Below are 25532 nucleotides of genomic sequence, written 5' to 3' on the forward strand. Positions count from 1 at the left end.
GTCTGTCTCGATAGACGTCGCCGGCTTCTCGCTGTTTCGGGAAGACATCCTCCATGACGACCGTCGCGATCTTCGTCGATACGCAGAACGTCTACTACACCGCGCGCGACGCCTACGGCAAACAGTTCGACTACCGCCGGTTCTGGGCGCAGGCGACAGCGAATCGCGAGGTGGTGGCCGCACGTTGCTACGCCATCGATCGGGGCGACGCCAAACAGCGCGGGTTCCAGAACACGCTGCGGACGATCGGCTTCGAGGTGAAGCTGAAGCCGTTCATCCAGCGCGCGGATGGTTCCGCCAAGGGCGACTGGGATGTGGGCATCACGCTCGATGCCATCGAGTTCGCCGCTTGGGCGGACGTAATCGTGCTGGTCTCCGGCGACGGCGATTTCGACCTGCTGGCACGCAGGATTCGCGAGGTACACGGCAAGCGCGTCGAGGTCTACGGCGTGCCCCAGCTCACCGCGAATTCCCTCATCCAGGCCGCCAGCCAGTTCATTCCCATCGAGGGCGATCTACTGCTGGGGTGAGTCAGATTCATGGCTTGCAGTCGGAAAGTGCGCCGCTGATATCGAGGCACTATCACTCGTCACGCGCATTCAACCAATTAACGACGACCAATCCCGGAACTCGGTGAAACTCTCGTTCGTTGTTCGTGACCACCGTCAACCCTCGGCTTCTGGCATGGGCGGCAATCATCAGGTCATAGGCGCCAATAGGCTTACCTGCCCGCTCCAGGCTGGCACGAATCTCACCGAAGTGGCTTGCGGCGGCATCATTGAAATCCAGCACAGTGAGCCGTGCGGCAAAATTCTCGATGACCGAGAGATTGTGCGCTGGCTTGGCCGACTTCTCCGCGCCGTAAATCAGTTCGGCAAGCGTTACTGATGAAATACAAAGCCTTGCGTCGTTTGCGTTGAAGATCTCGCGCAATGAGGGTGGGCGGTTCTTGATGACGTAGATGCAGATATTGGTATCGAGCAGGTAGCGAAGCATCACAACGCCTCGCGTTGCTGAGGTCTTGGTTGGTCGCGATTTTCGTTGGTGTCGTTGTCATTCATGAAGTCGTCAGTCACTGCGTAACGCTCGTCGGGCTCAAAAAAATCGTCCCAACTGGTTTCGCTAGGCGTAATCAGGCGACTGTTACCGAGCGAGACAATGGTGACTTCGGAGACGCCTTCGGGAAACGCAACGGCTTTGGGCAGGCGCACGGCCTGACTTTTGTTCGATAGGAACAGCTTGGCGTTCATAACCATTCTCTCCTTAGGTATATCCCGGTAGGATATACCTATTTTGTGCTTGCCCGTCTGGGTTGTCAAAGCCGTAGCGATTACGCCTCACGCTTGGCATAGCTCGCGAGCTACCGAGGAATCCTCGACAGTTCTCGACTGGGAGGTTTTCCGTCGATAGTGCTACTGGCAAATCGAACTGCTAAGGAATTCTTACCTGTTTGATGCCACCGATAGGTTGCTGCACAGACATGTAATCTCACCGATGCACCCAGTCCAGATGCCCGAAGGCGCCGCGGGCGTGGTCCTCGCGGAAGAGTTCATGATCGTGGCTCAGGCGGTCGGCGGCTTCGACCGCGAATTACACCCATGTCTTCGGTAAACAGCGCCGGCGGGCCGATGGCGTCGATGATGGCGGGCTCGATGTCATAGTCGAGCCTGCCGGTTTCGTCGGAGAGGGTCTGTCGCGTGGCCTGCGCCTTCTTGGACATGATATCCCCGTCGTTGTCCGCGTTGGTACTCTTCAGCATGGCGGATAGGCGGCAACGCGTCAGATGGCGTCACGATTGCGGGCCATCCGGCGAGCACGGTCATGGCGATGCTCGATTCGATCCGGCTCACTCGCGCCCGGTCAGGATGACATCGGTGACGATCTGGAATACCCGCTCGGCGCGCGGTGCGTGGGCTGGCTGTTCGCGTAGCCAGGCCAGCGCTGCGATCAGATCGAACAGCTCCTCGCCGGTCATGTCGGCGCGGGCACTGCCCGCCTGCTGGGCCCGTGACAGTAGTCGCGCGCCTGCCGCCCTCAGCGCGACGCAGGATTCGTGAAGGGCGGAATACTCGTCTTCGATAGCGCCCATCATCGGCGCGATGATGCCGCGGTGACGGTAGGTGAAATCGATGATCTCCTCCAACCACTGAACCAGCCCCAAATCGGGTCTGGCCGCATCGTTGAGCGTCTCTGCGCTGAGTGCCAGCGCGTCGAATTCGGCTCTCAGCAGAGTTTCGAGTAATGCCTCCCGCGTCGGGAAATGTCGATATAGCGTTCCCATTCCGACGCCTGCTCGCCTGGCCACGTCACGCAGCGAGGCCTCCTGCTCCTGCTCGAAGAACAGCGCTCTGGCACTCGCCAGCAGGGTGTCGCGGTTTTTTTGGGCATCGGCGCGCATGCAGCTTCCCTGAAGTGGATAACTTGACTAAACGGATCGGTGATCCGATTATTAGGAGCAGTGTTCCGATTATGCCATTTTCCCGAAGCCGGGAACATCACGTCGACCCAGGAGAGAGACAATGTCATCCCAGACGATGAACGCCGTGCGCCAATATGAAGTCGGTGGCCCCGAGGTGTTGCGCTACGAGAGCGGCGTGCCGCTGCCCACGTTGAAGCCAGGAGAGGTGCTCGTCCGCGTTCGCGCCATCGGCCTCAATCCGCCGGATTGGTATCTACGTGAGGGTTACCGGGAATTGCCGCCGGAATGGCAGCCAGAGCTGCGCTTTCCGCTCATTCTCGGTTCCGATATCTCGGGTGTCATTGCCGCTGTAGCCGAAGACGTGGAGGTCTTCGCGGTTGGCGACGAGGTCTACGCCATGGTTCGCTTTCCCGAAGGCATGTATGGCGATAGCCGCGCCTACGCCGAGTACGTCAGCGTTCCCGTCCAGGAGATCGCGCGCAAGCCGGCCAGCCTCGACCATCGGCATGCCGCCGGCGCGCCGATGTCGTTGTTGACCGCTTGGCAGTTCCTGATCGAACAGGGGCACGACGTGCCCAACCCCCTGCAGGCATTCCAGCACCGCCCGGTACCGCTGTCGGGGCGGCGAGTACTGGTCAACGGCGCTGCCGGCGGAGTCGGTCACTTCGCGCTCCAGTTGGCCAAGAACGCGGGTGCCCACGTGACCGCCGTCGCTTCGGGTCGTCATCGGGCGCTGCTCGAGGGTTTGGGCGTTGATGCTTTCATCGATTACACCGTGACGTCACCGGAAGACGAGATTCGCGATCTGGATCTCGTCGTCGACGCCGTGGGTGGCAAAAAGGCGGCCCGGTTTCTCCCGCTGATCAAATCGGGCGGCGCGCTTTTCCCGATCTATCCGCTAGGGCTCGAGGGCGCCGACGCAGCACAGAAGCGCGGTGTCACGGTTTCGGCAACCCAGGTCCGCTCCAGCGGCGCTCAGCTCGAGAAGTTGGCGGCGTTGCTCGACGACGGCTCGGTTCGCGTGGTGCTGGACAGCGTCTATCCCTTGAGCGCTGCCAGGGCCGCGCACGAGCGGGCCGGCGAAGGCCACATTCAGGGCAAGATCGTGCTGGAAGTCAGCTAGTCCGTGCGCCTCGGGCGTGTCTCCAGCCAAAGTCTCTCGTTCGCTCGCTTGCGTTTCAGGGATGGCATCAATATTCTTTTTTGAAGAATGAAAATATTTTTTGTTCTATTTTTGAGAATTAAGTTGAGTCAGATAACCGCTACGCAAGAGGCGTCCATGACCGATTCCCTGATCTCCTCGGCGAACGCTACCACGCTGGCCGAGCGCGCTGCCGACATCCTGCGGCGAAACCTCTACGCCAACATTGCCACGTCGCGCGACGACGTCCCCTGGAACACGCCGGTCACGGCGCTGCCGAATGCCGAGCTCGACTTCGTCTGGTCCTCCTGGCGGCAGGCGGAGCATTCGCAGAATATTGCCGCCAACGGCGCGGCGTTTCTGACCTTCTACGACTCGACGCGGGCACGGGGCACCAACAACCTGATGGGCCTCTATCTTCAATGTTCGGCATACGCGGTCGTGGATGCCGAGCAGGCCCGCAGCGCTTTCGAAAGGCTCTATCCCAGTGACGCCGTCGACCTGACGGATTTTCTGGGCGATGGCATCAAGCGCTTCTATTGCGCCCGACCGCAGCGGGCCTGGCTGAACTGCCTCTCCGAGAAGGAGCTGGAGCCGACGACGCTCAAGATGCGCACGGCGGTCGACCTCGACGCCATCAAGCAGGCGTTGGCCTGACGCCATGGAAGATTTCGAATCGCTGCGAATCTTCGTCTGCGTGGCGAGGGAGCTGAGCGTTACGGGCGCTGCCAGACGACTGGGCAAAAGCCCGTCCAATGTGACGACGCGTTTGCAGAAGCTGGAATCGAGCCTCGGCGCGGCGCTACTGGTGAGAACGGGTAAGCGCTTCGCGCTTTCGGCCTCCGGTGAAGTGTTCCTCGACTACGCCGAGAGGCTGCTCAGTCTGCGAGACGAGTCGATGCACGTCATTTCCGGGGGAAAGGCGCCGGGGACGATCCGACTCGGTAGCATGGAGGCCACCGCCGCGAGCCGTTTGCCGGCGCTTCTGGCGGCGTTCCATGCCGAGTTTTCCGATTTCACGGTCGAGCTGCGCACCAGTCCCTCCATCCAGTTGATCGATGACGTTCGCGCCGGCAAGCTCGACGCCGCGTTTCTGGCGTTCCCACCTTCGAGTCTCGATAGCCCGTTGGCGGAGACGCGAGCGGCGCTGGGGCTCGAGTTTCTCGAGGTGTGGGATGAGTCTCTGCTGCTGCTGCATCCAAATACCGGCAAATCCGCTCCCTGTGTGGATGACGTCTCGGTGCGCACGCTGGCCGCGTTCCCGCAAGGCTGCACCTATCGCAGAGTCGCGGAGGAGGTGCTGGGAATCTCGGCATCGACGGCGTGGCGGATTCAGGAATCGCCTTCCTATCATGTCATGGTGGCGCTGGCCTGTACCGGCCGCTGCGCCACCGTGCTACCCGAAAGCGTCTACCGCACGCTGGCACCGCTCGACGATCTCCAGACGATTCCGCTTGGCCAGGTCTCGACGGTGCTGGCCTGGCGCGAAGGCTACGACACGCCGGCTTTCGAGGCGTTTCGTCATGTGCTGGCGCGTGAAAATGAGAGTGACTGAAACCGATGCCGCTAAGTTTCGTCTCGCGTCACGCGCCACACCGCATTGGTCAGATCATCGGCAACGATGACGGCGCCATCCGGCGCGACGGTCACGCCGACCGGTCTGCCATGGGTGCGCCCATCATCGGTGAGAAAGCCGGAGACAAAATCGACGGGATCGCCGGCGGGTTCGCCATTCTCGAAGGGCACGAAGACCACCTGATAGCCGATCGGGTCTGAACGATTCCAGCTGCCGTGCTCGCCAACGAAGACGCCGTTGGTGAAGTCTCCACCGACAGCGTCGTTGGAGAAGGCAACTCCAAGTGGTGCGCGGTGAGAGCCAAGACTGTAGTCCGGTGCAATGGCGGACTCCACCAGTGCCGGGTTTTCCGGTTTCACGCGGGGATCGACGTTCTGTCCCCAGTAACTGTAGGGCCAGCCATAGAACCCACCTTCTTCTACCGAAGTGAGGTAGTCCGGCACCAGGTTCGGCCCGAGTTCGTCACGCTCGTTGACCACGGCCCAGAGCTGCCCCGTGTCCGGCTGGATGGTGAGGTCTGTCGGGTTGCGCAGGCCGGTGGCATAAGTTTTATGCGCGCCGGTTTCGGTATCGATCTGCCAGATCTCGGCACGATTCACCTCCGCTTCCATGCCACGCTCGGTGATGTTGCTGTTGGAACCGATACCGACGTAAAGCGTTTCACCGTCGGCGCTGGCGGTCAGAGACTTGGTCCAGTGATGGTTGATTCGCGACGGCAATTCGGTGACCAGCTCCGGTGATCCGCTTGCGCGGGTCTGTCCGGGCTGGTAATCGAAGCGCACCAGCGAATCCTGGTTGGCGACGTAGAGGTCGCCGCCGACCAGCACCAAGCCGTAGGGCGCATTGAGGTCTTCGGCAAATACCGATTTTTCGTAGCTGCCGTCACCATTCTCGTCGTGCAGCAGCGTCAGGCGGTCTCCTCCGGAGACGCCAGTAGTGCCTTTCGATTTGATGACGCTGGCGATGAAATCCTTGGGACGCGACTGCGGCGCGTTGCCGCCGCCGCTACCTTCGGCGACCAGAATATCGCCGTTGGGCAGAATGATCGTCTGACGTGGCACCATGAGGTCAGTGGCAATGGCCGTGATGGTGAACCCATCGGGCACCGTGGGTTTGTCGCCGTTCCAGGGCGCCTTTTCGGGCACGCCCATGTTCGGCAATAAACCGCGCTGTGGGGTCGGCAGCGAGGGATTGGGCCCGTAAAGCCGCTCGGGTTCTTGAGCCTCGGCGGTGGGTGCCATCAATAGCAGTGAGAGAGGCGTGGCGAGAACAAAACGAAAAAAGCTCATGCTTCACCTCGCGCGGTAGGAGCGTGCTGGGCGGATCGGTTGCCTGCGGAGAGCCTTAAAAGCACCGCCACGCCGGATAGCACAGCGACCACGATCGAAAGAACGAAGCCGGTTGGCATCATGGCCCAGACGTCGCGGGCGTGTACCAGCGAGCCGATAAAGCCGAGGACCCAGCTGGCGAGAAGCAGGCCAAGATAGAGCAGGGCGCGGGCCCTGTTTGCGGACCGGAACAGGTCGACCAGCGCGAACAACAAGGCAAGCCCGTTGAACACCAGCCCACCAGCGAGCAGCCACGAGGCGAAGATGCTCCACTGGATCTGATAAGTGGCGGCGTAGGCATAATCCGATAGTGCAGCGCCAAGATAGAGCGGAAAGGCCCCGGCAAGTATCAGACCATGGACGGGATGGATCCCGGCGTCAGTCGGGTGTCTGTCAGCGATGGCAGTCACGGCTAACTCCTTGTTGCTGATGTGGCGAAAAGGCCTGATGTCATAGGCCCTTTCGAGGCACAGGCGAAACTTGGGGTCTTCGGGTCACCAACGTCCAAGGCGCGGTTGCCATCCAGAATGGCGAGCCCCCGGATTATCTGGAGTGTAGTTAACGTGCGGGTGGCGTCGAATCGGAACGCGAAAAATATGGGGTTACAGAGCCTTCGGTGGGCGATTTTGCTGTGAGGCGGTCGCGGTTACGGCAGGATCTGATGGGGTATTCCGCGACGATCGTTCACCCGAGTCTCGACATAGCCGTCCGCGGCGACGCTCGAGCAAAGGCTTTCCCACTGACACGCTCGGCAGGCGCGGCGCGTCTCTCCATTCGCGAAGGCGCGGCGTAACTGCGTCAGCAACTTGGCGTCGAGCGACAGCGTTTCGCCGCGAGATAGCGGTCGGACAAGCAGGCGCTCGAGTGCCTGCCGAGCGGCTGCATCGCGACTGTCGATACTGGCGCGCAGGCAGTGCGGGGCTTCGCCGTTGTCGCTGGAGAGCAGTGGGGCGCAGATGTCATCCGGCCCCTCGACCAATCGAATCGGCTCTCCGTGAGAGAGCCGTTCGGCAATGGCGTCGTAATTGGCGATGAACGCCTCGCTGTATCCCTTGCCGACGTAGGTCAGCAGACAAAGCAGATGGTGGGCACGCAGCTTTATCGTCACGCTTGGCCCTGATCATCCTGCCGGCCACGGCGACGGGTTTCGACGCTTTCCGCGATCAATTTGAGAGAAACGGCCACTAGCGCGGATTTCAGCAGATCGCCGAGCAGAAACGGGGTGACGCCGAGCGCTATTGCCTTTTCCAAGCCAATCGAGAGCGAGAGCCAGGCCGCGCCGGATGCCAGGCAGAGCAGGCTGGCAAGTGCCATGCCGGTAAAAGCGAGCGGCAGCCGACGGCGCCAGCGTTTTTCGACCCACCATCCGGCCAGGGCCGCACATAGGGGGTAGGAGAAGAGATAGCCGGCGGTCGGACCGACGAACGCGATCCAGCCACTCTTGCCGCCGGCCAGTACGGGAAGCCCGATGGCGGCTTCGCCAAACCAGGCCAGAATCGTCAACGCCCCCAGGCGCCAGCCAAAGAGTGCGCCGACCAGCAGCACGCCGAACGTCTGTAGCGTTACCGGCACCGGCACCATCGGCACCTGAATATAGGAGCAGAGCGTCAGGAACAGAGAGCCAGCCAGAACAGCGGCGGTTTTAAAGGCCGGTGAGCGCCGCGACAGATCAAGCGGAGCGGCCGCGGTCATGGATGGCGTTCGTGAGAGGCTACTCATGTTTCTGTTACCTTTTTGATTTTGAAAAGTTGACTGCGCAACTTTGCCTCACCGGTAACCTGAACTCAAGTCGACTACACTTCGACCCCATGAGCCATCGTAAGCCGAATCTCCCTACCAAGACCTGTCCCGTCTGCGGCCGTGATTTCACCTGGCGAAAGAAGTGGGCGCGAGACTGGGAGAGCGTGATCTACTGCTCCGAACGCTGTCGCCGGCAGCGTGGAGCTGCATCGAACGGCGGACGCGAATGAGGCCAATCCCGTCCGCCGATCAAGCGTCAATCAGCGACACGCCTCTCCGCCGTCGTTGAAGATCCAGTAACCCGCGCCGAACAGCAGACCGACGATCAAACCTGGCCCGCTGGCGGCGCCCGCGAGAATTGCCAGATTCCAGCCGCCGGCACTCATCGCTGCGGTCTCGACGCCGTAATGAGCACAGTCCTGACTTAGGCCGGCGTACTCATGAAGCGAGTACTTGATGCCCTGTTTGACACCGATGACTGCCAGTGCAGAAAGGTAGGGATCGCCAATGGGTGACAGAAGCGGGTTGGCTTCTTCGTAGCCATGATCCAGCGCGTAAGCGGTGGTACCGGCATCCAGCGCGGTACCCAGACCGGGGCCGCGAGTCGAGGCGCAACCGGTGAGTGCAATGGCCGTAAGAGCGGCACCGAGTGCGAGCGTAAGGTGTTTCATGATGTGTTTTCCTCTGAAATCGGCAGCAGTCAGTGCCGCGTGACGGGTGCATTGCAGAGCCGTCCTGCGCGATATCAGAGGGGCGCTTCTAAGGCCCGTCGGAGAGATCGAGACGATTCCGCATCCAGCCGAAGTTGAATGACCGTTTAGGTATCGACTCGGCGGAAGCGAACTTTAGTTAGGGTTTTTGACCAAGTCACTATTTGTTTAGTCGTATATATCACTGTGCAAATTGCTGTCAGCAAGCAAATTTCCTAATGCATTAAAAATCAATCTATTAGAGTCCATCGATGAAGCCGGCGCTGTGCCATCGATGGAAAAGCGAGGTCGGAAGGGCGCTATTGGGCGCTTAAAATCAGGGCTTTTTTCGGCCTGATGGCGACGTTTTGCCCTCGTTTTTCATGCTTTTCTTGCTTTTTACCCGTTCAGTGTGGCGGCCCGTTGTGCCCGATAGCGGCTTGTCACGAACGCTGCCGTTCGACCTTTGAGCGTCGCTCGGGAATTGAGCAGAGCCTGAATGATCGTGCGCTGACCGAGTGATCGCTCTGCCCATGGCGAGGGACTAGACCTCGAGCCTGGCAAGATTCTCGAGCAGACGAGGTCCGGTTGGCGCCCAGCTCAGGCGAGTGCGCGTCATTCGGCTCGAAGCAATCATATCCTGCTGCACGAAATGGGCGAGCCAGCCGAAGTGCGCCTGCGCCTCACTGGCCGGTATCGAGGTCGTCGGCAGGGCGAGTCGCCGAGCGTAGGCTTCGGTAATCTCGCGAAGCGCAACGCCTTCCTCGGTGACGGCATGGTATACCGCTCTCGGTTCGGCCTGCTCTAGTGCCAGCCGGAAAAGCTGTGCCGTGTCTGCAACTGGGGCGGCTGCCCAGCGCTGATCGCCCCGGTCCACATAGGCAGCCACGCCTTTTTCTCTGGCCAGTGCGATGACGAAGCTGATCAGCCCCTGGCGCGATGCGTCATGTATCTGGGCCAAGCGCACGATCGAGGCATTGACGCCGTCGTCGGCCGCCGCGCGGGCGGCTTCCTCCGAGGCCGCTCGCGGCACCACGGACGAGTCAGGCGCGGGGTCTTCTTCTGTGGCGGGTTTCTCGACGGAGCAGGGGATCAGCCCGGCACCGGAAGTCACGATCAAGGGGCGGCGAGACCCGGCCAGCGCCTGGCCTAGCGTGGCGATCACGCGACGGTCGTCTTCGCAATTCTGCACATAGCGCGTGAAGTCATGATTGAACGCCAGATGAATGACTCCATCGGCAGCGTCAGCGGCGCGCTGGAGCATATCGCTCTGTTCGATACTGCCTAGCAGCGGCTTTGCGCCCGCTGTTCGCAGGGCGGCGGCCCCAGCCTCGGACCGAGCAAGGCCAACGACCTCGTGGCCGGCGTCGATCAGCTCCCGTGTCACTGCCGAGCCAATGAATCCGGTGGCACCGGTTACGAATATGCGCATGATGAAGTCTCCTGAGAAGCGGGCTGTCGTGGCCGTTGCCACGGCGCAATGGCAGTCTGACAACTTCTACATCCTGTTAAAGACGTGAGATTATCCGGGTATAAGAATCAACAGGATCGGGATCTCCATGCAGAAAATCGCTCAAGAGAGCGGCCGGGACGCTCGCCAGGAGAGCGGCCAGAACAGTCGCCAGGAGAGCGGCCAGAACAGTCGGCAAGCGGGCGAACAGCACAACCGGCTGGCTGCCTATCTCAAAGATCGGCGCATGCGAATCGACTCTGCCGCGCTGGGCTACCCCCAGCATCGTCGCCGCACACCGGGGCTGCGTCGGGAGGAGGTCGCACAGCGCGCCAGTATCAGCGCGACCTGGTATACCTGGCTGGAGCAAGGGCGCGGTGGCGGGCCTTCGGCGGAAGTATTGGCGCGCATTGCCGAGGCGCTGATGCTGACGGACGCCGAGCGTGAACATCTTTTCCTGATCGGGCTGGGGCACCCGCCGGAGGCGCACTATCGGGAAACGCGCGGGATTTCACCCCGGCTGCAGCGTGTCCTGGACGCGCTCGAGCCCAGCGTGGCCCTGATTCGAACGGCAACCTGGGATGTGGTGGCGTGGAATCGCGCCGCCACCGTCGTGCTCAAGGATTACGCCGCTTATCCGCCGAGTGAGCGCAACATTCTGCGCGCGATCTTTCTCGATCCTCAGGCACGTGCCGTACAGGAGAACTGGGAAAGCGTTGCCCGATTCGTGGTCGCAGCGTTTCGCGCCGATGCCGTGCGGGCCGGCGCCGATGCGGCCATCAAGCCGCTGGTGGATGAGCTGTGTCACGCAAGCCGGAGCTTCGCGGAAATGTGGCGAGATCAGGATATTCAGGGCCAGGGGGATGGCATCAAGCGTCTCAATCACCCTCAGCTCGGCAACATCGCCATGGAGTTCTCGACCTTCGCGGTCGATGGTCGCCTCGATCTCGGAATGATCGTCTATAACCCGGTCTCCCGGTCGGACGCCGATCGGATTCGCGAGCTGATGACAGCGAAAACGACGCTTCGATAACGGGCACGACGATAACGGGCACCATGCTGACGGGCATTTCGGAAGCAGGCAGCCGGCGGGTAGGCGATATCAGGCAGGAAAGCGTTCGGCGTAGAGCGCTGCCAACCAATCCACGAAGACCCTCACGCGTGGTGAAAGTTGCCGCCGCTGGGGATAGACGACGTTGACCGGCATGGCGGGTTTCGCCCACGCCTCGAGCAGTGAAACCAGTCGCCCGTCGGCGAGTTCGGATTCGAGACGAAAACGCGGTAGCTGGATGAGCCCGAAACCCGCCAGCGCGGCCGCCAGATAGCTCTCGGCGTCATTGACGGTAAGCCATCCTTCGGTAGGAAAAAAACGTGCTTCGCCTTCCACGATCAGGTCGAGCGTCGTATCCGGGGCGTTGAAGCCGGAGACGAAACGGATGCCGTGGTGCCTTGCCAGATCCTCGGGCGCCGTCGGTGTGCCCATGCGCTCGAGGTAAGCGGGGCTTGCGCAAATCACCTGCTCGAGCGTGGCGAGATGACGAGACACCAGCGTCGAGTCCTGCGGTGTGCCGCTGCGCACCGCGCAGTCGATGCCCTCGCCGACCAGATCGACGCGGCGGTCTCCGGTGGTCAGCACGATCTCCAGATGCGGATAGCGTTGATGAAACGCGTAGAGATTCGGCAGCACGAGGCGGCTGGCGTGGGTGCCATGCATCTCGATCCTCAGCACGCCGCGCGGATTGTCCGCCACGGGCTTCAGAACCGCCTCCGCCTCTTCGAGCTCGGCCAGAAGCTGCACGCAACGCTCGAAATAGGCCTCGCCTTCCGGTGTCGGTCGGACCTTGCGGGTGGTGCGTGCCAGCAGACGTACGCCAAGACGCGACTCCAGCTGCTGTATCGCCAGCGTGGCGGTGGCGCGCGGTATCTCCAGTGCGTTGGCGGCTCGGGTGAAACTCCCGCTCTCGACGATTCTCACGAACAGCGTCATGGCGTCGAACCGATCCATATCGACCGTCCTCCCAATGGTGATAATTGTTATGGCTGAGTGAATAGTGTTCTCAGATTAGCGAATTTATCCATTGTCAGGAAACGCCATACTGCGAAGCGTTACGTGGAACTATTCACCTTTCGATGGAGAATCGATATGACGAATCACGCACAGAAAGACGACGCCAATAAAGTCGCCATCGTGACTGGCGCCTCTCGCGGTATCGGTCGGGAGATTGCGCTGAAACTGGCCGCCGACGGATTCGCTGTCGTCGTCAACTACGCCGGCAATGCTGAAATGGCTGGTCAGGTCGTCGACGAGATCGAGAAGCTTGGTGGCCGGGCCATCGCGCTGCAGGGGGATATCGCCGATGCCGACGCTGTCGAGCGACTGTTCGCCGAGACTCGAGAGACCCTCGGACGGGTCGACGTGGTGGTCAACAACGCCGGTCGCATGGAGATGGCGGAGATGACCATGGCCAACGTCGAGGTGCTCGATCGCACGCTCTCCACCAATCTGCGCGGCAGTTGGCTGGTGATGGCCAAGGCGGCGGAAGTGCTCGAGGCCGGCGGGCGCATCATCGCCTTTTCTTCTTCGGTACTGGGCAAGTCATTTCCCGGCTACGGCGCCTATATCGCCAGCAAGGCCGGCGTCGAGGGGCTGGTCAAGGTGCTGGCCAACGAGCTGCGCGGCCGCGAGATCGACGTCAACGCCGTCGCGCCGGGGCCGGTCGGCACCGAGCTCTTTTATGAGGGCAAAAGTGATGAGCTGGTCGCGAACATCGCCTCGATGTCGCCGTTCGAGCGTATCGGCGAACCGCAGGAGATCGCTGACGTCGTCTCGTTTCTCGCCGGGCCCCAGGGGCGCTGGGTCAATGCACAGATCCTGCGTGCCAACGGCGGTATGGTCTGAGCCGATTTCAATACTTTCAAAAGGCCGTTTTTCGACCAAGGTCGTATAGTGAGCACTCCCCGCTGGCTCTAATTTCCGCTCCACTGTGATTCGCTTTCGCAGCGACCGCCGGCTGCGCCCTCCGTAGCCGGCAATGTCTGAGCGCCATGTCCTCCATGGCGCCCGCTATCGCCCTCCGGCGAACCTGGACCAGCGAGGTCTGCTTCCATGACACTTTCCCGGCAACCTTTTTACAAGGTGCTGTACATTCAGGTGCTGACGGCCATCGTCATCGGTATCGGCGTCGGTCATTTCTATCCCGAGCTGGGTACGGCGCTGAAACCGCTCGGCGATGCCTTCATCCATCTGATCAAGATGCTGATCGCGCCGATCATCTTCTGTACCGTCGTTACCGGTATCGCCGGCATGGGCGACATGAAAAAGGTCGGCCGCGTCGGTGGCAAGGCGCTGATCTACTTCGAGATCGTCTCGACGCTGGCACTGGTGATCGGCCTGCTGGCGGGGCACCTGCTCAAGCCGGGCGCCGGTCTGAACGTCGACCCGACGACGCTGGATGCGAGTGCCATCGCTCAGTACACCGGGGCGGCGCAGCAGGGCCATGGCGTCGTCGATTTCCTGCTCGGCATCATCCCGGATACGTTCCTGAGTCCTTTCACGGAAGGCAATATTCTTCAGATCCTGCTGATTTCGGTGCTGAGCGGTGCGGCGCTGGCGGCGCTCGGTGAGCGCGGATCGGCGATGCTGCGCGGTATCGAGCACGCTTCCGCGATGTTCTTCAAGCTCGTGCACTTCGTCACCCGGCTGGCGCCGCTGGGGGCTTTCGGCGCGATCGCCTTCACCGTCGGCAAGTACGGTATCGGGTCTCTCAGTCAGCTGGCGCAGTTGGTTGGCGCGTTCTATGTCACTGCCGCGGCGTTCATTCTGATCGTGCTCGGTACCATCTGCCGGCTGACGGGGTTCAGTCTGCTGCGCTACCTGCGCTATATCCGTGAAGAACTGCTGATCGTGTTGGGGACCAGTTCATCGGAAGCGGCGCTGCCGCAGCTGATGGAGAAACTGCAGAAGGCTGGCTGCTCGCGGTCGGTCGTCGGTCTGGTTGTGCCAACCGGCTACTCGTTCAATCTGGATGGCACCAACATCTACATGACGCTGGCGGTGCTGTTCCTGGCACAGGCGACCAATATCGACCTGACGTTGACGCAGCAACTGACCCTGCTGCTGGTCGCGATGCTGACCTCCAAGGGAGCGAGCGGTGTCACCGGCGCCGGTTTCATCACGTTAGCCGCGACGCTGGCCGTCGTACCGACGATTCCGGTGACGGCGATGGTACTGATCCTCGGTGTCGACCGCTTCATGAGCGAGTGCCGCGCGATCACCAACTTCATCGGCAACGGCGTCGCGACCATCGTCGTCGCTCGCTGGGAGAAAGAGCTGGATCGCGACCGCCTCCGGAATGCGCTCGGCCAGCATCCTGCGGCAGCTGAGCCGGACGAGGGTGCGCTGGTTAAGGTGGATTCGCCGCTCGCTTGAACCAAGAAGACGTTCGCGAAAGCCAGCTCTCGGGCTGGCTTTCTTCGTTGCTGAAGACAACATCGGGCCGGCTATTCGCTCACGGTGAGTGCTGGCGCCCGCCGGTCGGCGAGGCGAATCAGCAGTGCGATGAGAGAGACGGCTGTCGCCAGCGCGACCACGCCGAGCCATCCCCACTGCCCGAGCACGGCGCCGCCGAGCGCGGAGCCCGCTGCCATACCAACGAATACGACGCTGAACATCACGGCGTTGATGCGGCCGCGAGCGCCGGGATCGAGACCGAAGATCAGCGACTGGTGGGCGACAAGTGTCGACTGCAGGCCGAAGTTGAACAGCAGCGCTCCCAGCGCCAGCACGGTCAGGGCGCCCGCTAGCGGCAGCCAGTCGGCGGCTGCCATGGCCAGGAACGCGAGCGTGGTGATCGCCGCGCCGATGCGTGTGACCTGATGCGGCCCGATGCGGTCGGCCAGGCGACCCGCAAACGGAGCCGCCAGGACACCGCCAGCGCCGGCCAGCCCGAAAGTGCCGGCGATGGCACTGCCGAGACCGAAAGCGTCGAACAGATGGATCGACAGCGTCGCCCAGAAGGCGCTGAACGCGACACTGAGAAATCCCTGTGCGATGGCCGCGCGCCGGAGTTCAGCGTGATCTCGCCATAGCTGATAGAGCGTTGTCAGCAACTGGCCATAGCGCAGCGTCGTCGTAGGCGTGAAGTGCGGCAGTCCGCGCCAAAGCGCAACACCGATGAGAGCGACCAGGATCGCTGCCAACCCGAAGATCGCACGCCAGCCGAATACCTGGGCGACCAGACCGCTTATCACCAGCGACAGCAGAATGCCAAGCAGCAGGCCCGACATGACCGAGCCGACGACCTTGCCACGTTCGCGATCATCGGCCAGCAGCGTGGCGGCGGGCACGATGTCCTGCGCGGCGCTGGCCGTGATACCAACGGCAAAGCTTGCGACGAGCAGCAGGGCGAGCGAGGGCGCGAACGCTGTGGCGAACAAGGCCACGCTCAGGGCCGCGACCTTGGCGAGAATCAACCATCGGCGATCGACGCGGTCGCCTAGTGGAATCAGCAGCAGGATGCCCAGTGCATAGCCGAGCTGCGTCAGCGTCGGGATCAATCCCGCGGTATGCGCGGGTATCTGCATATCGGCAGCCAGTACGCCCAGCAAAGGCTGGGCATAGTAGAGCGATGCCACGGTGAGACCGGTGCCGGTTGCCAGCAGCAGCGTCAGACGTCGCGATAAGGAGGTGGCTTCATGGTGAGATGATGGGGGCATGATGAGTCTCGGTGTGGGTGAGCGAGCGAAATTGCCGCAAGGGTGACAGATATTCTGTTGGTGCATGACCGCCGCGTGTAGTAGCGTAAAATACACAATGGTTATACAGAGTGCGTATGAATGTCTGACGTGTCACGGGGGCTTGGTGCCGATCGGCTCGAATTGCTGCAGACGTTCATCCGGATCGTGGAGACGGGCAATCTGTCGGCCGCTGCTCTCAGGCTCGGCATCAGTCAGCCAACGGTCAGTCGGCGGCTCAAGGCGCTGGAATCTCTGCTCGGCTTGCGACTGGTTCAGCGCTCTACGCATCATCTGAGCTTGACCAACGATGGCGAGCGCTGTTTCCAGCATGCTCAGGGTGTCTGTGAAAGCTGGATGTCGATGCATCACGAGATGCAGGGGCTCACGGAAACGCCACACGGCACGCTCCGTGTGGTGGTGCCGCATGCGTTCGGGCAAGGGCAGCTGCTGGATCTGCTCGAGCATTATCTCCGTGAGTGTCCCCAGGTGGACGTCGAATGGCTACTGCACGACCGTTACCCGGATTTCATCGCCGAGGGGATCGACTGCGCCATCCGCGTCGGTCGTGTCGATGATCCCGCCGTCGTCGCGCTGCCGGTCGCGGAGGTGCCGCGGATCCTGGTTGCCGCCCCGACCCTCGTTCAAGGCCTCGAGATTACGAACGTGGAAGCGATAGCGCCGCTGCCCTGGCTCGCGTTGCGAACCTTCTACCGACAGCATGTGGAATTGACTCATATCGATGACGGCCGCACTTGCCGATTTCCCATCACGCCGCGCGTCTCGACTGACAACCTGAGTGCACTGCGCCGGCTGGCGGTCTCCGGCTTCGGTGCGGCTATCGTGTCCGCTTGGCGGGTGCAGGACGATCTGGCGGCAGGGCGGCTGACAAGACTGGTGCCTGACTGGCAGGCCGCGCCGCTACCGGTGCATATCGTCTATCCCTACAGTCGCTTCGTGCCGCCGCGGCTGCGCCGTTTCATCGATCTGATCCGGGATCATGGTGCCGACATGGCAGGGATGCGCCGGCGCGGCGCATCGTGAGATTCGCGGTTACCGATCAGGCTCTCGAGGAGCCATCACGCCGCAACAGGTGAAGCGCGGCAATACTGGCGGCAAGCAGGCCGGCGACGGCGGCCACCGCCATTGCCCAGCGCGGACCGGCGTGGTCGGCAATGGCGCCGACGATCGGCCCGCCGATGGGCGTGCCCCCCATCGCGACTGCCATCCGTAGTGCCATCACGCGCCCCCGCATGGCCGGGTCGGTGGCGAGCTGCATGAGCGCATTGGAAGCCGTCATGAAGGTGAGTGCCGCCAGCCCGATCATCGCCAGCGCCATGGCGAACAGCAGCTTGTTGGGCGCGATGGCCGCCAGCGCGCAGAACACGCCGAAACTCAACGTCGACACGCCTAACAGGGGTATTGCCGGCTTCTCGCGTCGCGCAGCCAGCAGCGCGCCGGTGACCGAGCCGACGGCCAGACATGAGGTGAGCAGCCCATATTGGCCGGCATCACCGCCGAACACCTTGACCGACATGGTCGAGATATAGACCGGGAAGTTGAATCCGAACGTGCCGATCAAGAACAGCATCAGCAGCATCGTCTTGAGATCCGGGCGTCGCCACACGTAGCGCAACCCCTCTAGAAGCCCGCCCGCCTTGCGGTCTGGGCGAGTCGCGGGGTGCAGCTCACCGACACGCAGCAGGCAGAGTGAGGCGAGAACGGCGGCAAACGAGGCGGCGTTGAGCAGGAAGACCCAGCCGGTCCCGACGGCGGCGATCAGCAGACCGGCGATAGCCGGTCCGACCATTCGCGCGGCGTTGAAAGAGGTCGAGTTGAGCGCCACGGCGTTGGCGAGCAGCTTCTCGCCGACCAGATCGTTGACGAAGGTCTGACGCGCCGGACCATCGAAGGCGGAGACGCAGCCGAGACCGAGTGCAAAGGCATAGACCTGAGGCAGGGTGACCACCCCGGTGATGGTGACGATGCCCAAACCTAGTGCCAGCAATCCAAGCAGGGCCTGACAGATCATGACCAGGCGGCGCCGGTCGAAACGGTCGACCGCCGATCCGGTCAGCGGGAGCAGCAATATCTGCGGACCGAACTGCAGTGCCATGGTAATGCCGACGGCGCTGGCGTTGTGGTGGGTCAGTACGGTGAGTACCAGCCAATCCTGCGCCACGCGCTGCATCCAGGTGCCGATGTTCGAGACCAGGGCCCCCATGGCCCAGATGCGGAAGTTGTAGAGACGCAGGGAACGGAAAAGGCGCCTGTCGCTCATGGCGCCCCGACTCCACAATGGACTGCGCGGCGAACATGAGGCGCGATGACGATCCAATCGAATAGGGGAATGATGAATGACTCCTTGTCGAGAAGCGCAAGCCTCCCGGGCCTGCTCGATACGGGCGTTGATGCGGCAAAGCTCAAGGTGCACCAGGCCCGCTAACGCAGATCGTGGCCGATCAGAAGCGTATCAGAATGGCGGTGACTGGCGCTCACGATGGGCCTTCGCCGCCTCGGTCCACCAGCCGAGATCGGCGGCAAATCGGTCGAAGGCGCGAGCGAAAGATGCGCCGCCATCGCCGAGGGGGATACCGCTTTCATCCAGTGTACGCGTGATCTGGCCGACACTGACTCGGCTGGAGATGACGATCATGCCCATTTCCGAAAGCGTGGCGTGCCAGGCTTCCGCGGCGAGCGCGCCGCCCATGCGTCCTGCCGAATAGCTGACGATGCCGGCCGGGCGCCAGTACCACTCTTCGAGAAAGTGGTCGGTGAGATTCTTCAGACCGGGCTGGACGCCCCGGTTGTACTCGCCTACCACGAAGACGAAACCATCGGCGTTGCGAATCTTGTCTGCCAAGTTGTTCATCGCAGCGGGCGCCGTTCCCTCATCGTACTCCTTGGCCATGCGATCCAGCATTGGCAGGTCGATCGCTTTGGCATCGATCAACTCGGCGTCGCAGCCGCGCTCATTCAGCGCACGAACGGCGTAGTCCGCGAGCCGGATGCCGGCCCGATCCACGCGGTAGGAACCGTAAAAGACGAGAATGCGATCAGACATGGAAGACTCCTGACGCCAGCGGCGCATCCGAACGAGAAAGGCCGACCCGAACAAGAAAGGCCTGTAGGGGAGGGGCATTGAAAGCATAGGTGATGAGAACGGGACGGCCGAATGGACGGTGAGCCGACTGCCGGTTGCATTCCGGCTCGCTGCACAACCTTTAACACGCTATCTTTCATCCCCATTGATATCCGATTCAACGACAGTCACAACAAGCGATGTTGTCGAGCGAGGAGAACCGATCATGAGCGATTACACACCACCCAAGGTCTGGGAACCGAAAGAGAGCGGCGGTCAGTTCGCCAGTATCAACCGCCCGGTGGCCGGGCCGACCCACGACAAGGCTCTGCCGGTCGGCAAGCACCCGTTTCAGCTCTATTCGCTGGCCACGCCCAATGGGGTCAAGGTCAACGTGATGTTCGAAGAGCTTCTGGCGCTCGGCAAGAGTGCCGAGTACGACGCCTGGTTGATCAAGATCGGTGACGGCGACCAGTTCGGCAGCGGCTTCGTCGAGATCAATCCGAACTCCAAGATTCCCGCGCTGATGGATTACAGTGGCGACGAACCGATTCGCGTATTCGAATCCGGCTCGATTCTTTTGCATCTCGCCGAAAAGTTCGGCGCCTTCCTGCCGGCCGATCCCGCCAAAAGAGTCGAGGCCCTAAACTGGCTGTTCTGGCAGATGGGCAGCGCCCCCTATCTGGGCGGCGGTTTCGGCCACTTCTACGCCTACGCGCCGGAGAAGATCGAATACGCCATCGACCGCTTCACCATGGAAGCCAAGCGTCAGCTCGACGTGCTCGATCGCCGCCTGGCCGATAATCGTTACCTTGCCGGCGACGAGTACACCATCGCCGATATCGCCGTCTGGCCCTGGTACGGCCAACTGGTCCTCGGCCGACTCTACGATGCCGCGGAGTTCATCGACGCCAACAGCTACACCCATGTGATGCGCTGGGCAAAAGAGATTGACGAGCGACCGGCAGTGCAGCGCGGGCGCATGGTCAACCGCACTTTCGGCGAGCCGGCAATGCAGCTGCACGAACGCCACGATGCCAGCGACTTCGAGACGAAGACGCAGGACAAGGTGGGTGGTTGAGTCCGTGACGCAGTGATCGAAGCCCGGCCTCGAGTCGGGCTTTTACGTTAGGCTAAGTGTCTTCCTTCTTTCTTCTTGTTCAGGCAGCGGACGATGAAATTCCTGCTTCGAGGCTACCTCGAGTCTTCTCTGATTTTACGTGTCACTGTCGCGCTCGTGCTCGGGGTGGTGGTCGGGCTGATGGGGGGCGATACCGTGGCCGCCGGGCTGGCACCATTGGGCGACCTGCTGCTGCGGCTTCTGCAGTTCGTGATCGTTCCCATCGTGCTATTCACGCTGATCGTCGGTATCAACCAGGCTGATATGAGTCGAATGGGGCGGGTTGGCGGCAAGGTCTTCGTCTACTACGTCGCGACTTCGGCGATGGCGATCGTGGTCGGGCTGGTCGTAGCCTCGTTGCTTTCGCCCGGGAGCGGCATGGCGCTCGACGATAGCTTAAGCGTGGACGTGCCGGACAACCCCGGCATCATCAGCGTGCTGCTGAACGTGGTGCCTGACAACATTGTCGCGGCGCTGGCCGAACCCAATTTGCTCGGCATCATCTTCACCGCTTTCGTCTTCGGCATTGCGCTGCTCAAGCTTCGCCAGGGGGGGCCGCAGCAAGCGATGGCGGAAAAGGTTTACGGCGTGATCGAAGGCTTGAACGCCGTCACCATGACAGTGATGGCTGGCGTGCTGCAGTACGTGCCGATTGGCGTATTTGCCATCGTGACCGGGACCGTTGCCAGGCAGGGGCTGGAGACGATTCTCTCGCTCGGCACGATGGTGCTGGTGCTCTATTTGGCGCTGGCGGTGCACCTGCTCCTGTACGGCGGCATTCTGCGGGCGTTCGGCGTGCGTCTGGGCAGGTTCTTTCGCGAAGCGCGCACACCGATGGCAACGGCCTTCGCCACCCAGAGCAGCACCGGAACCTTGCCACTGACGCTGGATGCGGCACGGCGTCTCGGAATCTCGCGCAGCCTCTACGGATTTAGTCTGCCCCTCGGGGCAACGATCAACATGGATGGCGCAGCGATACGCATCGCGATCTCGGCGGTCTTTGCGGCCAATGTGATCGGGGTTCCGCTGGACTTCATGACCATGGTGCAGATCGTGCTTATCGGCACGCTGACGTCCATTGGTACCGCCGGCGTGCCTGGTGCCGGTATCGTGATGATCGCCACCGTCTTCGCGCAGGTGGGCCTGCCCATCGAAACGGTGGCTTTGCTTACGTCAATCGACGCGCTGGTCGGCATGGGGTGCACTGCGTTGAACGTGACGGGCGACCTGGCCGGCACGGCGGTCATCGCGCGTAGCGAAGGCGAGCGCTTCGATAATGAAGCGGCTCGCGAGGGCTCGGCCAATGCCGGTAACGCGTGAGCGACAGGCAAGGACGGATAAGCGATTCGAATCATGAACGACGCGACACACTCCGATCGACTCATCATCGGCGGCGGCAGCATGGGGCTGGCGGTCGCCGATTATCTGGCGGCACAGCGCGGCGGCCAATCCGTCCGGGTGCTGGACGCCCACAGCCCGCCGCACGACCAGGGCGCGCATCACGGCGAGACGCGCCTGATTCGTCTCGCCTACGGTGAAGGCGCAGGCTACGTCGGTCTGGCTCAGCGGGCGTATGAACGCTGGCTCGAGCTCGAGCATGAGACTGGCGAATCGCTGTTTCTTCCCACCGGCGTGCTCAATCTGGGGCCGGCCTCGGCGCCGTTCATTCGGCAGGTAGAGGCCAGTGCAAACCAGTTCGACTTGCCGCTCGACGTCCTCGATGGCGAAGCGGTCAGCCGACGCTGGCCGGGCTGGAATTTGGCCCCGGATATAACCGGTGCGTTCGAGAGCCGCGCGGGCGTATTGCGCGTCGAGCGGATCCTCACGCGCTGGCGCGAGAGGGTGGGTCGAAGTCGAGACGTCACGCTGACGACCGGTGCTCGTATCGTCAGGCTAGAGTCGCGCGAGGCGGGGGGATATGTAGCCATCTGTGCGGATGGACGGCGCTTCTGCACCGAACGCGTGCTGATTGCAGCGGGTCAACATCTGGCGCCGCTGGTGGCCCCGCTCGGCATCGAACTGCCGCTGACCCGTGTGCGCAAGACTTTTGCCTGGTTCGAGGCCGATGAGCGCTATTCGGTCGAGCGCTTTCCCGGTTTCAGCCTCACCGACCTCGAGCTCGGCGTTTATTACGGCTTTCCCGATATCGACGGCGCCGGTTTCAAAATCGGTCGTCACGATAGCGGCCAGCCGCTCGACCCCGGCGAGCCGATGCAGGCGTTTGGCGACCACAGCGACGACCTTTCCGAGCTCCAGCAGGTCGTCGACCGGTATCTGCCGGGTGTCGGGCGGCTCAAACACGGTGCGGTTTGCCAGTACATCCGGACGCCTGACGAAGACTTTCTGATCGATGAACCGTTGCCGGGACTGATCGTGGCCGGCGGCTTCTCGGGGCACGGTTTCAAGTTCGCCAGCGCCATGGGCGAAGCGCTGGGCCGATGGCTGGAGACGGGAACATCGACATCGTCACTGGGCGCATTTGCGCGGCGTCGCCTCGCGCGGGGATAGCCGAGCCGTTGGCAGCGCTTCGACTACAGTGAGAGAGAGGTAGCGTAGTGATGGAGAGGTACCATCGTTGATGTCCGTTACCGCTTGTTCTCCCACTTCTCGATAAAGGAAACCGTCATGCCTGAAGTCCTGATTCACATGGTCGAGGGCCGCACCCCGGACCAGAAAAAAGCGCTGTTGCAGAAGACCACTCAGGCCGTCGTCGAATCATTGGACGTCAAGCCCGAGCAGGTCACGGTGCAGATCGTGGAGTCGAAGGCGGATGCTAAATCGAAGGGCGGAATACTGTTCAGCGAACGCTAGACCGTTAAATCGAGCTTCGAGTTCTGCATCGCCATTCGAATTGCGCATCCAGATCCGCCGCGTCACTCGGCGGTGACGCGGCCGTCAGGTTTGAGTTCGAGCAACCGACCGGCGCTAGCGCTTCAGGGACTGCGCCAGCTGCTGGCGCCGATAATCGCCCTGACGCTCGAGCATCCAGCCTGGATATTCGGCGGGCAGGGCGCTGACCGCGTCGAGGCGTGCCAATTCGTCGTGGCTGAGCTCAACCTTGGTGGAGGCAATGTTGTCCTCGAGTTGTTCGATTCGTTTGGCGCCGACGATGACGCTGGTAACGGACCGCTGGTGCAGAAGCCAAGCTAGCGCAATCTGCGCGACCGACACGCCTTTGGCCTCGGCAATCTCTTGCATCACCTCGATGCAGTCGAAACCACGCTCACGATTCACGGGCGGGAAATCGAACGTCGCACGGCGACTGCCAGTCTGCGCTTCGCCATCTCGCGTGTACTTGCCACTGAGCAGGCCGCCCGCCAGCGGGCTCCAGACCATCAATCCGATGTTTTCGCTCTCCAGCATGGGTACCAGTTCGCGCTCGAGGTCGCGCCCGGCGAGCGTGTAGTGGGCCTGCAGCGACTCGAAGCGGTGCCAGCCGTTGCGATCGGCAATGCCGAGCGCTTTCATGATCTGCCAGGCGGCCCAATTGGAAACACCGACGTAGCGCACGTGGCCGTGCTCGACCAGCGTGTGCAGTGCGCGTACGGTCTCTTCGATCGGCGTCGCGGGGTCGAATCCGTGAATCTGGTAGAGGTCGATATGATCGAGCTGGAGACGTTTCAGGCTCGCTTTGATTCCTTCCATGATATGGAATCGCGACGCGCCGCGATTGTTGACGCCCTGAAACTGATTCTTGTCTACCGGATAGGGATTATTGGTGCCGGTGGGGCCGAAGACCTTGGTCGCAACGACGACGTCGTCACGCGGCACCTTCAGGTTCTTCAATGCCTGCCCGGTAATGATTTCGGACTGTCCCTGTGAGTAGACATCGGCAGTGTCGATGAAGTTGATACCCGAATCCAGCGCTCGGGCGATCAGCTTCTCGGCGTCGGCCTGCTGAAGATCGCCGATCTGGCGCCACATGTCGCCATCGCCGCCAAAGGTCATGGTGCCGAGGCAAAGTTCGGAGACGAATAGTCCAGTATTGCCGAGTGTGTTGTAACGCATGTTGGCTCCTTTCGAGTGCGTGGGTCGGCTCAAAGAGCTGGGTCTGTGAGCCTCATCGATGGAAAACGTCATGCCGTGGTGTCAGCGGGCTCGAGAGCGACAAATCGAGCGAAACAGACATGGCGACCGTGACATGCAGTATGGGTGAAGGGGAGGCAGTGAATTGGCCCGATCCCGTCGGATGTTTGCTCGATAGTCCGAGATACGTTTAAGGAATTTATAACTTTTCCCGTTGTCGCTAAGCTAAGACTCGATCTGCCGGGAGGAGCCATGGATCATGATATCGAGCAGTAGTAACGTGACATCGCTTCCAAGGCGTCTCGATGGGGAGTCGGCGCCGTCAACCTCGCTGCAGCGGGAGCTGGTCGACTTGCTCGATCGTCTGACAGTAGGGCGGCAGGGCAAACTGCCGACAGCCATTGGCGGTCTCTTCATCAATCGCTTCGATACGCCTCAGCCACCGCGACATGTGATTCACGATCCTGTCTTCAGTGTGATCGCGCAGGGCCGAAAGCGGCTGTCGGTCGGTGAAGAGATCTATGAGTACGATCCGATGAATCTGCTGCTGACCTCGGTGGACATGCCGGTGCTGGCGGAGGTTGCCGAAGCTAGCCGGGATCAACCCTATCTCGGGCTGCGGCTGGATCTGGATGTCGATTGTCTGGGAGAACTCATTCGCGACCCGAACCTGCCGGTCGCGGACGGCGAGGATGTCTCGCGGGGACTGAGCGTGAGTCCACTGGGGGCGTCGCTGCTGGAGCCCACCGTTCGTCTGCTCAGACTGCTCGAAACACCGGAAGATATACCGATTCTCGCGCCGATGATCCGGCGAGAAATTTTTTACCGTCTGCTGCGCGGCGAGCAGGGGGCGCGTCTGCGTCAGGTCGCGACTCGCGATAGCCAGACGCGTCGGATCATCGATGCCGTGCGTCTGCTTCGCGAACGCTATGTCGAGCCGCTGACGATTGCGACGCTGGCCAACGAGGTCCACATGAGCGTTTCTTCGCTACATCACCACTTCAAGGCCGTGACGGCGATGAGCCCGCTGCAGTTCCAGAAGCAGCTGCGACTGCAAGAGGCGAGGCGGCTGCTGCTGGCCGATGATCTCGAAGTCACGCTGACTGCGCAGCGCGTCGGCTACGAAAGCCCCTCACAGTTCAGTCGCGAATACCGGCGCTTTTTCGGCCTCTCTCCGCAGCAGGATCGCAAGCAGTGGCGGCAGGGGCGTTAGCTCGCCTCGGCGACG

General features: G+C 61.9%; 29 protein-coding genes. 14 read left to right on the top strand and 15 right to left on the bottom strand.

Translation table 11 applies throughout. From position 1 onward, the window contains the following. Positions 1–53: 53 nt before the first annotated feature. Positions 54–530 (top strand): LabA-like NYN domain-containing protein, encoded by a 477-nt coding sequence (locus IE125_RS09980; protein WP_189444514.1) that lies wholly within the window; start codon positions 54–56, stop codon positions 528–530. A 52-nt stretch (positions 531–582) separates the two neighbouring features. Here IE125_RS09980 and vapC read toward each other — a convergent pair whose 3' ends face one another. From vapC to IE125_RS10000, 4 genes are all read right to left on the bottom strand, one after another. Then, a complete protein-coding gene (vapC, locus tag IE125_RS09985) occupies positions 583–996 on the bottom strand; it encodes a type II toxin-antitoxin system tRNA(fMet)-specific endonuclease VapC (protein WP_189444515.1) in 414 nt (137 codons plus the stop codon). Then, positions 996–1250: a type II toxin-antitoxin system VapB family antitoxin gene (gene vapB / locus IE125_RS09990; RefSeq protein WP_189444516.1), complete on the bottom strand. Its 255-nt coding sequence runs from the start codon at positions 1248–1250 to the stop codon at positions 996–998. The genes vapC and vapB overlap by 1 nt, the downstream gene beginning before the upstream one ends. A gap of 299 nt (positions 1251–1549) precedes the next feature. Next, positions 1550–1720: a hypothetical protein gene (locus IE125_RS09995; protein ID WP_229809034.1), complete on the bottom strand. Its 171-nt coding sequence runs from the start codon at positions 1718–1720 to the stop codon at positions 1550–1552. A 126-nt stretch (positions 1721–1846) separates the two neighbouring features. Beyond that, positions 1847–2398 (bottom strand): TetR/AcrR family transcriptional regulator, encoded by a 552-nt coding sequence (locus IE125_RS10000; RefSeq protein WP_189444517.1) that lies wholly within the window; start codon positions 2396–2398, stop codon positions 1847–1849. Positions 2399–2519: 121 nt separating this feature from the next. On the opposite strand from IE125_RS10000, the gene IE125_RS10005 reads away from it, so the two are divergent. From IE125_RS10005 to IE125_RS10015, 3 genes are all read left to right on the top strand, one after another. Continuing rightward, positions 2520–3542, top strand: a complete 1023-nt coding sequence (locus tag IE125_RS10005) for an NADP-dependent oxidoreductase (protein ID WP_189444518.1) — start codon at positions 2520–2522, stop codon at positions 3540–3542. Positions 3543–3698: 156 nt separating this feature from the next. Beyond that, positions 3699–4217, top strand: coding sequence for a hypothetical protein (locus IE125_RS10010; RefSeq protein WP_189444519.1), 519 nt, complete (start codon positions 3699–3701; stop codon positions 4215–4217). 4 nt (positions 4218–4221) lie between these two features. After that, positions 4222–5115, top strand: coding sequence for a LysR family transcriptional regulator (locus tag IE125_RS10015; protein WP_189444520.1), 894 nt, complete (start codon positions 4222–4224; stop codon positions 5113–5115). Positions 5116–5126: 11 nt separating this feature from the next. On the opposite strand, the gene IE125_RS10020 is transcribed toward IE125_RS10015, so the two are convergent. From IE125_RS10020 to IE125_RS10035, 4 genes are all read right to left on the bottom strand, one after another. Then, complete coding sequence (locus IE125_RS10020) at positions 5127–6425, bottom strand: PQQ-dependent sugar dehydrogenase (RefSeq protein ID WP_189444521.1); 1299 nt, start codon at positions 6423–6425, stop codon at positions 5127–5129. After that, positions 6422–6874: a DUF2231 domain-containing protein gene (locus IE125_RS10025; RefSeq protein ID WP_189444522.1), complete on the bottom strand. Its 453-nt coding sequence runs from the start codon at positions 6872–6874 to the stop codon at positions 6422–6424. Before IE125_RS10025 ends, IE125_RS10020 begins: the two co-directional genes overlap by 4 nt. Before the next feature lie 236 nt (positions 6875–7110). After that, a complete protein-coding gene (locus IE125_RS10030) occupies positions 7111–7572 on the bottom strand; it encodes a DUF1284 domain-containing protein (RefSeq protein ID WP_189444523.1) in 462 nt (153 codons plus the stop codon). Further along, the gene (locus tag IE125_RS10035) at positions 7569–8156 is read right to left on the bottom strand and encodes a biotin transporter BioY (RefSeq protein WP_229809035.1); all 588 of its coding nucleotides are present in this window, start codon (positions 8154–8156) and stop codon (positions 7569–7571) included. The genes IE125_RS10030 and IE125_RS10035 overlap by 4 nt, the downstream gene beginning before the upstream one ends. 116 nt (positions 8157–8272) lie before the next feature. Here IE125_RS10035 and IE125_RS10040 point away from each other — a divergent pair, with 116 nt between their 5' ends. After that, on the top strand, positions 8273–8434 hold the full coding sequence (locus IE125_RS10040) for a DUF2256 domain-containing protein (protein ID WP_189444525.1): 162 nt from the start codon (positions 8273–8275) through the stop codon (positions 8432–8434). A gap of 30 nt (positions 8435–8464) precedes the next feature. Here the strand turns inward: IE125_RS10040 and IE125_RS10045 are convergent, their stop codons facing one another. Further along, entirely contained in the window at positions 8465–8875 is a 411-nt protein-coding gene (locus IE125_RS10045) for a hypothetical protein (protein ID WP_189444526.1), read from the bottom strand. Positions 8876–9437: 562 nt separating this feature from the next. Next, positions 9438–10325, bottom strand: coding sequence for an SDR family oxidoreductase (locus IE125_RS10050; RefSeq protein WP_189444527.1), 888 nt, complete (start codon positions 10323–10325; stop codon positions 9438–9440). Between the two features lie 127 nt (positions 10326–10452). Between IE125_RS10050 and IE125_RS10055 the strand changes: the two genes are divergently transcribed. Then, positions 10453–11376, top strand: a complete 924-nt coding sequence (locus IE125_RS10055; RefSeq protein ID WP_189444528.1) for a helix-turn-helix transcriptional regulator — start codon at positions 10453–10455, stop codon at positions 11374–11376. A 69-nt stretch (positions 11377–11445) separates the two neighbouring features. Here the strand turns inward: IE125_RS10055 and IE125_RS10060 are convergent, their stop codons facing one another. Then, positions 11446–12348: a LysR family transcriptional regulator gene (locus IE125_RS10060; RefSeq protein ID WP_189444529.1), complete on the bottom strand. Its 903-nt coding sequence runs from the start codon at positions 12346–12348 to the stop codon at positions 11446–11448. A gap of 138 nt (positions 12349–12486) precedes the next feature. Between IE125_RS10060 and IE125_RS10065 the strand changes: the two genes are divergently transcribed. Continuing rightward, positions 12487–13242 carry an SDR family oxidoreductase gene (locus IE125_RS10065; protein WP_189444530.1) on the top strand — a complete coding sequence of 252 codons (756 nt, stop codon included), beginning with the start codon at positions 12487–12489 and terminating at the stop codon, positions 13240–13242. A 207-nt stretch (positions 13243–13449) separates the two neighbouring features. Further along, entirely contained in the window at positions 13450–14772 is a 1323-nt protein-coding gene (locus IE125_RS10070) for a dicarboxylate/amino acid:cation symporter (protein ID WP_189444531.1), read from the top strand. A gap of 71 nt (positions 14773–14843) precedes the next feature. Here IE125_RS10070 and IE125_RS10075 read toward each other — a convergent pair whose 3' ends face one another. Beyond that, positions 14844–16058 carry an MFS transporter gene (locus IE125_RS10075; protein ID WP_189444532.1) on the bottom strand — a complete coding sequence of 405 codons (1215 nt, stop codon included), beginning with the start codon at positions 16056–16058 and terminating at the stop codon, positions 14844–14846. A 120-nt stretch (positions 16059–16178) separates the two neighbouring features. On the opposite strand from IE125_RS10075, the gene IE125_RS10080 reads away from it, so the two are divergent. Beyond that, complete coding sequence (locus IE125_RS10080) at positions 16179–17120, top strand: LysR family transcriptional regulator (protein ID WP_189444533.1); 942 nt, start codon at positions 16179–16181, stop codon at positions 17118–17120. Positions 17121–17136: 16 nt separating this feature from the next. Here the strand turns inward: IE125_RS10080 and IE125_RS10085 are convergent, their stop codons facing one another. Both IE125_RS10085 and IE125_RS10090 read right to left on the bottom strand, forming a co-directional pair. Continuing rightward, complete coding sequence (locus IE125_RS10085) at positions 17137–18357, bottom strand: MFS transporter (RefSeq protein WP_189444534.1); 1221 nt, start codon at positions 18355–18357, stop codon at positions 17137–17139. A 192-nt stretch (positions 18358–18549) separates the two neighbouring features. After that, positions 18550–19140, bottom strand: a complete 591-nt coding sequence (locus IE125_RS10090; RefSeq protein WP_189444535.1) for an NADPH-dependent FMN reductase — start codon at positions 19138–19140, stop codon at positions 18550–18552. A gap of 244 nt (positions 19141–19384) precedes the next feature. Between IE125_RS10090 and yghU the strand changes: the two genes are divergently transcribed. The 4 genes from yghU to IE125_RS10110 all read left to right on the top strand — a co-directional run bounded on the left by yghU (position 19385) and on the right by IE125_RS10110 (position 23089). After that, entirely contained in the window at positions 19385–20239 is an 855-nt protein-coding gene (gene yghU, locus IE125_RS10095) for a glutathione-dependent disulfide-bond oxidoreductase (RefSeq protein WP_189444536.1), read from the top strand. Between the two features lie 93 nt (positions 20240–20332). Continuing rightward, positions 20333–21598, top strand: coding sequence for a dicarboxylate/amino acid:cation symporter (locus tag IE125_RS10100; RefSeq protein ID WP_189444537.1), 1266 nt, complete (start codon positions 20333–20335; stop codon positions 21596–21598). A gap of 33 nt (positions 21599–21631) precedes the next feature. Continuing rightward, positions 21632–22786: an N-methyl-L-tryptophan oxidase gene (gene solA / locus IE125_RS10105; RefSeq protein ID WP_189444538.1), complete on the top strand. Its 1155-nt coding sequence runs from the start codon at positions 21632–21634 to the stop codon at positions 22784–22786. A 117-nt stretch (positions 22787–22903) separates the two neighbouring features. Further along, entirely contained in the window at positions 22904–23089 is a 186-nt protein-coding gene (locus IE125_RS10110; protein WP_189444539.1) for a tautomerase family protein, read from the top strand. Between the two features lie 114 nt (positions 23090–23203). Here IE125_RS10110 and IE125_RS10115 read toward each other — a convergent pair whose 3' ends face one another. Further along, complete coding sequence (locus IE125_RS10115) at positions 23204–24286, bottom strand: aldo/keto reductase (protein WP_189444540.1); 1083 nt, start codon at positions 24284–24286, stop codon at positions 23204–23206. 277 nt (positions 24287–24563) lie between these two features. Here IE125_RS10115 and IE125_RS10120 point away from each other — a divergent pair, with 277 nt between their 5' ends. After that, positions 24564–25517, top strand: a complete 954-nt coding sequence (locus IE125_RS10120; protein ID WP_229809036.1) for an AraC family transcriptional regulator — start codon at positions 24564–24566, stop codon at positions 25515–25517. Positions 25518–25532: the final 15 nt, after the last annotated feature.

Source organism: Salinicola rhizosphaerae, from assembly GCF_014652715.1.
In the GTDB taxonomy this organism is placed as follows: domain Bacteria; phylum Pseudomonadota; class Gammaproteobacteria; order Pseudomonadales; family Halomonadaceae; genus Salinicola; species Salinicola rhizosphaerae.

Bases quoted from the DNA above. Each gene is read 5' to 3' on its own strand.
- vapC (WP_189444515.1), bottom strand. From the start codon at position 996: ATGCTTCGCTACCTGCTCGATACCAATATCTGCATCTACGTCATCAAG.
- IE125_RS10090 (WP_189444535.1), bottom strand. From the start codon at position 19,140: ATGTCTGATCGCATTCTCGTCTTTTACGGTTCCTACCGCGTGGATCGG.
- IE125_RS10020 (WP_189444521.1), bottom strand. From the start codon at position 6,425: ATGAGCTTTTTTCGTTTTGTTCTCGCCACGCCTCTCTCACTGCTATTG.
- IE125_RS10115 (WP_189444540.1), bottom strand. From the start codon at position 24,286: ATGCGTTACAACACACTCGGCAATACTGGACTATTCGTCTCCGAACTT.
- IE125_RS10010 (WP_189444519.1), top strand. From the start codon at position 3,699: ATGACCGATTCCCTGATCTCCTCGGCGAACGCTACCACGCTGGCCGAG.
- IE125_RS10040 (WP_189444525.1), top strand. From the start codon at position 8,273: ATGAGCCATCGTAAGCCGAATCTCCCTACCAAGACCTGTCCCGTCTGC.
- IE125_RS10110 (WP_189444539.1), top strand. From the start codon at position 22,904: ATGCCTGAAGTCCTGATTCACATGGTCGAGGGCCGCACCCCGGACCAG.
- IE125_RS09995 (WP_229809034.1), bottom strand. From the start codon at position 1,720: ATGTCCAAGAAGGCGCAGGCCACGCGACAGACCCTCTCCGACGAAACC.
- IE125_RS10120 (WP_229809036.1), top strand. From the start codon at position 24,564: ATGATATCGAGCAGTAGTAACGTGACATCGCTTCCAAGGCGTCTCGAT.
- vapB (WP_189444516.1), bottom strand. From the start codon at position 1,250: ATGAACGCCAAGCTGTTCCTATCGAACAAAAGTCAGGCCGTGCGCCTG.
- IE125_RS10055 (WP_189444528.1), top strand. From the start codon at position 10,453: ATGCAGAAAATCGCTCAAGAGAGCGGCCGGGACGCTCGCCAGGAGAGC.
- IE125_RS10100 (WP_189444537.1), top strand. From the start codon at position 20,333: ATGAAATTCCTGCTTCGAGGCTACCTCGAGTCTTCTCTGATTTTACGT.
- IE125_RS10060 (WP_189444529.1), bottom strand. From the start codon at position 12,348: ATGGATCGGTTCGACGCCATGACGCTGTTCGTGAGAATCGTCGAGAGC.
- IE125_RS10065 (WP_189444530.1), top strand. From the start codon at position 12,487: ATGACGAATCACGCACAGAAAGACGACGCCAATAAAGTCGCCATCGTG.
- IE125_RS10045 (WP_189444526.1), bottom strand. From the start codon at position 8,875: ATGAAACACCTTACGCTCGCACTCGGTGCCGCTCTTACGGCCATTGCA.
- IE125_RS10070 (WP_189444531.1), top strand. From the start codon at position 13,450: ATGACACTTTCCCGGCAACCTTTTTACAAGGTGCTGTACATTCAGGTG.
- IE125_RS10015 (WP_189444520.1), top strand. From the start codon at position 4,222: ATGGAAGATTTCGAATCGCTGCGAATCTTCGTCTGCGTGGCGAGGGAG.
- IE125_RS10000 (WP_189444517.1), bottom strand. From the start codon at position 2,398: ATGCGCGCCGATGCCCAAAAAAACCGCGACACCCTGCTGGCGAGTGCC.
- IE125_RS09980 (WP_189444514.1), top strand. From the start codon at position 54: ATGACGACCGTCGCGATCTTCGTCGATACGCAGAACGTCTACTACACC.
- solA (WP_189444538.1), top strand. From the start codon at position 21,632: ATGAACGACGCGACACACTCCGATCGACTCATCATCGGCGGCGGCAGC.
- IE125_RS10050 (WP_189444527.1), bottom strand. From the start codon at position 10,325: ATGCGCATATTCGTAACCGGTGCCACCGGATTCATTGGCTCGGCAGTG.
- IE125_RS10035 (WP_229809035.1), bottom strand. From the start codon at position 8,156: ATGACCGCGGCCGCTCCGCTTGATCTGTCGCGGCGCTCACCGGCCTTT.
- IE125_RS10080 (WP_189444533.1), top strand. From the start codon at position 16,179: ATGTCTGACGTGTCACGGGGGCTTGGTGCCGATCGGCTCGAATTGCTG.
- IE125_RS10075 (WP_189444532.1), bottom strand. From the start codon at position 16,058: ATGCCCCCATCATCTCACCATGAAGCCACCTCCTTATCGCGACGTCTG.
- IE125_RS10005 (WP_189444518.1), top strand. From the start codon at position 2,520: ATGTCATCCCAGACGATGAACGCCGTGCGCCAATATGAAGTCGGTGGC.
- yghU (WP_189444536.1), top strand. From the start codon at position 19,385: ATGAGCGATTACACACCACCCAAGGTCTGGGAACCGAAAGAGAGCGGC.
- IE125_RS10085 (WP_189444534.1), bottom strand. From the start codon at position 18,357: ATGAGCGACAGGCGCCTTTTCCGTTCCCTGCGTCTCTACAACTTCCGC.